At 58.9% G+C, this 6,618-nt stretch carries 4 protein-coding genes and 1 pseudogene; 4 read left to right on the top strand and 1 reads right to left on the bottom strand.

The window, feature by feature from the left end; all coding sequences use genetic code 11:
- Positions 1 to 28: 28 nt before the first annotated feature.
- The 3 genes from G3N95_RS35220 (at position 29) to G3N95_RS35230 (ending at position 4,206) form a co-directional block, all read left to right on the top strand.
- Complete coding sequence (locus G3N95_RS35220) at positions 29 to 388, top strand: hypothetical protein (RefSeq protein WP_205974697.1); 360 nt, start codon at positions 29 to 31, stop codon at positions 386 to 388.
- 425 nt (positions 389 to 813) lie between these two features.
- Positions 814 to 1,974 (top strand): ATP-binding protein, encoded by a 1,161-nt coding sequence (locus G3N95_RS35225; RefSeq protein ID WP_205974698.1) that lies wholly within the window; start codon positions 814 to 816, stop codon positions 1,972 to 1,974.
- Positions 1,975 to 4,206 (top strand): S8 family peptidase, encoded by a 2,232-nt coding sequence (locus tag G3N95_RS35230; protein WP_205974699.1) that lies wholly within the window; start codon positions 1,975 to 1,977, stop codon positions 4,204 to 4,206.
- Positions 4,207 to 4,404: 198 nt separating this feature from the next.
- Here the strand turns inward: G3N95_RS35230 and G3N95_RS35235 are convergent.
- Positions 4,405 to 4,818, bottom strand: a pseudogene (locus tag G3N95_RS35235) (response regulator); the annotation flags it as partial.
- A gap of 264 nt (positions 4,819 to 5,082) precedes the next feature.
- On the opposite strand from G3N95_RS35235, the gene G3N95_RS35240 reads away from it, so the two are divergent.
- Entirely contained in the window at positions 5,083 to 6,390 is a 1,308-nt protein-coding gene (locus tag G3N95_RS35240) for an MFS transporter (protein ID WP_205974700.1), read from the top strand.
- Positions 6,391 to 6,618: the final 228 nt, after the last annotated feature.

Raw genomic sequence — 6,618 nt, forward strand, 5'->3', positions numbered from 1 at the left:
AGGCGTTGCACACCTGTCAGAGACACTTATGGAAGATTCGGAACAGTTTTCGATACCGGAAGGCGTTGGACCTCACGAGGGGGCAGAGTATCGCCTTATGGCGGAAGGTAAAAAGCACGTGGCGATGTTCAGCGACTGTATTCCGGTTGAGTTCTTCGAGAACCCCTTGCATCTCGATCTGGGCGTCCTCGAGAACACGGCCGAATCCTGTACGGTGTTTTACATGCCTGGATATCGCGAAGAGGCGGAACGTCTCATGGTGGTGAACGCGCAAGCATGCAACGCACACTTCAAGGAAGATCTTGAACGCGAGATAGGGCGAATCCTCGGATATGAGGACTGGCAAATCGAAGCGTTTCTCGCGCACGTGAACTCGTCAAAGCGCTAAGTAGGCAAGCGCGGTTCGACGAGTTGAGTGCCGCGCCGCGTAAAGTCGAGATGGTCCTCGCTATCGCAATACCGCTCGGCTACAAGCCTTCTCGATCTCAGATCGCCATCGCTGCATTGGAAGCCCTCGCGACCCGAACGGCAGGCGGCATGACGACGGGCGACGTTGATCCAAGTGCCGGTCCGCCCCCTCCTATCATGCCCCCCGTAAACGTTGCCGCCCCCTGCGGAACATGCGCCTTTCCGCCCGTTGAATTTCGCAGCCTGCAGGCTCCCACAACGCATGACGCCGTATACGTATACGGATTCATATCGCGCCGCGTTGCCACATCCCCAAAAAACTCATTGAGAAAGATAGGGGTCTCATCTACAATTCGCCCATTACGTAGGCCCTAAACCCCAATATTTACAAGCATCCTCACCTCAATGGACGAAATTGCCGAAATTCAAAACGATCTCGCCCATTTGGCGCGGCTAGCATCGCAAGAATCTTACGAAGACGTAAGGCTGTACGTTGCTCGCTTGGTCCGCAAATATCGTCGCGACCATCCCGAGTTCGCCGATCGTCTCGACCAGAGCTTGCGACGCTCCCAAACACGTGGCACCTCAGCCACATCGCTGCGCCGCGGGCTATCTGGCGACCCGACGCAGCCTATCCAGCCGCAACCTCCCGTGGACTCCGACTCAAAGCTGTCACTCGTTAAAGTCTTCGATGATCGAAACGGTCTGGCGCGTCCACTTCTGGAAGAAAAGCTAACGGCGCAGATTGATTCGATCATCCATGAACGGCAACAGAGGCTGCGCCTGGAGAGTCATGGCATCGCGCCGACAAAGTCCGCCATTCTGGTCGGGCCGCCTGGAGTTGGGAAAACGCTTTCGGCGCGATGGATCGCCAGTCAATTGGACAAACCTCTTTGGGTGCTCGATCTGACCGCAGTGATGAGCAGCCTGCTTGGAAAAACAGGCAACAATCTGCGCGCTGCGATGGACTATGCGAAAGAACACGAGGCGATCCTTCTTTTGGATGAGATTGATGCCATCGCGAAGCGCAGGAGCGATGATTCTGACGTGGGAGAGTTAAAGCGGTTAGTGACCGTCATCCTTCAAGAAGTCGATCAATGGCCAAACTCCGGATTACTGCTTTCTGCAACGAATCACCCGGAGCTTGTTGATCCTGCTCTATGGCGAAGGTTTGACGCCGTTTTGACGTTCGAGAACCCAGACTCCTCGGCCGTCGACGCGGCCATTCGGCGGTTCTTAGCAAACGATCTGGATAAGTTTGCGCCAGCCATAGGCACGATCGCGGCGGCGGCGGCGGGTCAATCGCTTTCCGATATTGAGCGGATGATTCTTAGCCTGCGTCGCACAGCGCTTTTGCACGGAGCGGATCCAGTCGATCTCGCATCGTCGATGGCCATGCAGAGAATTCACACGCTAGATAAGACCGGGCAGATTGATCTTGCCATCGCGCTCGCAAAAACCGGCGTCTATTCACATCATGAGATTCATCGCGTTACGGGCGTGGCGCGGGATACCATTCGAAAACACGCGGGGCCCTCGCCTCGCAAAGGACGGGGTCTAAAATAAATGGCGACACGTTTTGTTATCGGTAAAGGCGAGCTTCTCGCATATGGTATCGACGCACCAAAGAAGAAACCAGGGAAAAGTCATCCCTACACACTGGCCGAAGCCAAGCGAGATGTAATCCCGCAAATCGAGGCAACGATCGCCAAGTTTGATGGGCTAGCGCAGGACGCCGTACCGGACGACATTGCCGTTGCCAAGCTCACTCTGCACCCTGCCTACGTGGCGAAGTCGTACTTCCCGGCAGGTTTGCTGAGAAAGGCCGAGCTATTTTCCTTGGGCAGTAAAACCGTCCGCATCCGGCCTCGCAAGCTCGCCACGAAGACGGCGCCACTTGAAAGCGACACCGTACAGTTGTTTATAGCGGGTACCAGGCGAGCGTTTCGAGATCTTCCCGCGCTGGCACACAGCTTGACCGACCAAGATCCTCTGTCGATGGACTTTAGAGAGATCGAGACCTTGGAGTCGATGGATGCGGCCGACCGAATCGTTTCCGCGACGTCAGTCTCGGACAGGTCTGTCTTTGAGGCAGCACTGCATTTGCTCCCGGACGTCAGCGCGGAGGCCGTTCGCGCACCGTTCATGGCTTACGCGGCTTCATGCGGCTACCAGGTCGCTGTCGAGTATGAGTTCATTGCTGGGCGCCTGCTTTTTGTACCTGTCTCCGGTGATCCGGGCAGACTCCATGAACTCGCCAACTTCAGCCTTCTGCGAGTGATTAGACCTATGCCGCCACTGCGCGGAGCTCGCCCGCTGGCTCGATCTACGGCCTTGGCAGTAAGTTTTCAGTTGCCGACTGGCGCGCCGCTATCGCGAGAACCGAAGGTTGCGATTCTTGATGGCGGATTACCGGACGAACATGTGTTGGATGGCTATGTCGGGAAATATTTTGAGTCAGATGAATCGGCAGAAAGTATTCCGGAATATTTGGAGCATGGACTGGCAGTAAGTTCAGCATTCCTCTTTGGTCCAATCGCACCCGGCGGTACGGCAGAGCGGCCTTACGCATACGTCGATCATCACAGGGTCCTTGACGCGAAATCGGATGAAGAAGATCCGTTCGAACTCTACCGAACGCTTGGCCATGTAGAAGAAGTCCTTCTGTCCCGCCAGTATCAGTTTCTGAACTTGAGCCTCGGACCGGACCTTCCGATTGAGGACACCGACGTACACGCGTGGACCTCTGTGATTGATTCTATTCTGAGTGATTCTGAGACGCTCATGACCGTCGCCGCGGGAAATAACGGAGAGCGTGATCGTGAGCTTCGCCTCGATCGAATACAGGTGCCGAGCGATGCAGTAAATGCCGTCTCCGTCGGAGCAGCAGACAATTCTGGGGCACTTTGGCAGCGCGCGCAGTACAGCGCGCGAGGCCCGGGTCGCAGTCCCGGCAGGCGGAAGCCGGATCTCTTGACCTTCGGAGGATCACCCCACGAATATTTTCACGTCGTCGCCTCAGGCAAGCGGAAGCAACTGGCCGCGACGCTTGGAACCAGCTTCGCCGCACCATTTGCACTGAGAAGTGCTGTAGGTGTTCGCGCCATCCTTGGCGCTGACGTCCATCCACTTACGATCAAGGCACTCCTGATTCACGCTTGCGAGAGAGGCGGTCATCCGGAAGTTGACGTAGGCTGGGGGCGACTAGCAGACGATATAAACCAAATCGTGACCTGCCATGACGGAATGGCCCGGATCGTTTATCAAGGCTCGCTTCGCCCGGGAAAATACCTCAGGGCGCCAATTCCATTGCCGCCGTACGTGCTCGATGGCAAAGTGCAAATCACGGCGACGTTCTGCTTCGCAACTGCGGTGGATCCCCAAGACTCATGCGCGTATACGCGCGCTGGCTTAGAGATCACCTTCCGCCCCCATGAGGACAAGCTAACCGCGAGCAAGGATGGAAAGGTATCTAAGTACGCAAAACCAGAGACCTTCTTCCCGTCGTCCGAATATCGTAGCGAGCTTGAGCAACGAGCTGATCTCGGGAAATGGGAGCCGGTTCTTCACGCATCCCAGAATTACTACGGAAAATCACTTAAAGGCGCTTGCTTCGACATCCACTACAACGCTCGCGAAGGCGGTGCGGTCGCAGTGAATCCGGAGTTGATACCCTACGCCCTCGTTTTGACCGTGCACGCACCTCGTCACGCAAACCTCTACGAGGATATTCTGGCGAACCATACGAAACTCAGAGCGCTTGAATCTCAGGTCCCTCTTCCGGTGCTGCTACGTTAAAGGTAATCGGCAGCGGCAGTCGTTATTCGCCCGACGACCGTCCCTGCCGCGCCAAAAATTGCAGAATCGTCGCTCAGCGCTACGATCAGGCGGATGCGTAGACCGCCGCCCGCCGGCGACCAATATCGCGTTTTGAACGAATTTTGAACAGATATTGAACAGCCCTTATGGGATAAGGCTTTGCGGCCAATGGCCCCTATCGAAGTGGTACGGCCCGACGTCGAAGCTGTTCTTGCCGTAACGCTCCGGATACGCGCGGCGCAGCAGCGCACAGAGCCGCTCGCGGAATTCCGCGTGGCGCACGGGCAGCGTGACGTAGTCGTCGGCGCCCAGCACGAACGCACGCACGACGCTCTCTTCCGCGCCATCCGCCGACGCGAACATCACGGGCATCCGCTCGCCGCCGACGGAACGCACCGCCTTGAGCACGTCCGTGCCCGACAGACGCAACGCGTGCCAGTCGAGTACGAGCAGGTCGACCGTCGAGCGGGCGAGCACCTTGGAGAGCGTCAGGCCGTCGTCGTATAGAACGCAACTGTGGCCAGCCTGAACGACGATTTTTTCCAGCAGCTTACCCTGCACAGGGTCACGTTGAAGAATGGCGATACGCATAATGGGTCCCCGACAATTGGTCCAGGATCGCGATTCTGTTCAGGCTGCCTCTCCAAGCCCATAAGACTTGTCCGAATTTGCAAAGATTCTGCGACACTTTCAATCTAGTAAAATCGCGGGCTGGCCAAAAAATCGTCAGCACGCCGCCCTATCCGGACCGGCGTGCCGTGTCCCGTGCCCTACCCTGCACTGCCGCACCTCCCGCCTGACGAAGCCGTACTCCGCGCGCGACGCGCGGCTCTTCTATTCCTACAACGACAGGCAATGCAAGCAACAGAACTGGGTAGACCACACGCCGGGGACATCGCGCACGCGCGCCCCCTGACCCGCCACGACTACAAGACACTCAGCCTTGCCGCGCTCGGCGGCGCGCTCGAGTTCTACGACTTCATCATCTTCGTATTCTTCGCGCCCGCGATCGGACAGCTGTTCTTCCCGCAATCGATCCCCGACTGGCTGCGCCAGTTGCAGACCTTCGGCATCTTCGCCGCCGGTTATCTCGCGCGGCCGCTGGGCGGCATCGTCATGGCGCACTTCGGCGACCTGCTCGGCCGCAAGCGCATGTTCACGCTGAGCGTGCTGCTGATGTCGCTGCCCACGCTGCTGATGGGCGTGCTGCCCACGTACGCGAGCATCGGCATCATGGCGCCCGTGCTGCTGCTCCTGTTCCGCGTGATGCAGGGCGCCGCCGTCGGCGGCGAAGTACCGGGCGCATGGGTGTTCGTCTCCGAACACGTGCCGCAGCGCCATGTCGGTTACGCGTGCGGCACGCTGACGGCGGGCCTCACGGCGGGCATCCTGCTGGGCTCGCTGGTTGCGTCGGCGGTGAATCGCCATTTCGCGCCCGCCGATATCGCCGGTTTCGCGTGGCGCATTCCGTTCCTGCTCGGCGGCGTGTTCGGCCTGTTCTCGGTGTATCTGCGCCGCTGGCTGCATGAGACGCCCGTGTTCGCCGAAATGAAGCAGCGCAAGTCGCTGGCCGCGGAAATCCCGCTGAAGGCCGTGCTGCGCGATCATGGCCGCGCCGTGATCGTGTCGATGCTGCTCACGTGGATGCTGTCGGCCGCGATCGTCGTCGTGATCCTCATGACGCCGACGCTGCTACAAAAGCAGTTTCACATCGCGCCCGCGACGGCATTGTTCGCCAACAGCGTCGCGACGCTGTTCCTGACCATCGGCTGCGTGCTGGCCGGTTCGCTCGCGGGGCGCTTCGGCGCGGGCCGCACGATCTTCGCCGGCTGCGTCGGGCTCGGCATCGCGTACTACGTGCTGTTCCAGCAACTCGCCGTCGACAGCTCGCTGCTCGTGCCGCTGTATGCCGTCGCGGGCCTGTTCGTCGGCGTGATCGGCGCGGTTCCGTTCGTGATGGTCAACGCGTTTCCGCCCGTCGTGCGCTTCTCGGGAATTTCGTTCTCGTACAACGTCGCATATGCGGTATTCGGCGGGCTCACGCCCATCGTCGTCTCGCTGATGCTGAAGTCGAATCCGATGGCACCCGCGTTCTATGTCGGCGCGCTGTGCGTGATCGGCGCACTGACGGCGTGCTGCGTGAAGAAGGACCCGGCGCAGTAACGCTTCTGAAGCGGCGTGCGTGGCACGCCGCTTGCCTCCTCTGGACCGTACGTCGCATCGACGTTTCAAAACGGTCCGAAACGTCGCATGGCAGGCTGGTCCTATCATCGACGCATGAATCCTTCTCCTGCACCCCATTTCACGCCGACGCTCGCGCGCATTGTCGCGACGGTCAGCATCGGCTTCGTCGTCACGCAACTCGACGTGACCATCGTCAACATCGCGCTC

It is taken from the genome of Paraburkholderia sp. Tr-20389 (assembly GCF_017104565.1).
Taxonomy (GTDB): Bacteria; Pseudomonadota; Gammaproteobacteria; order Burkholderiales; family Burkholderiaceae; genus Paraburkholderia.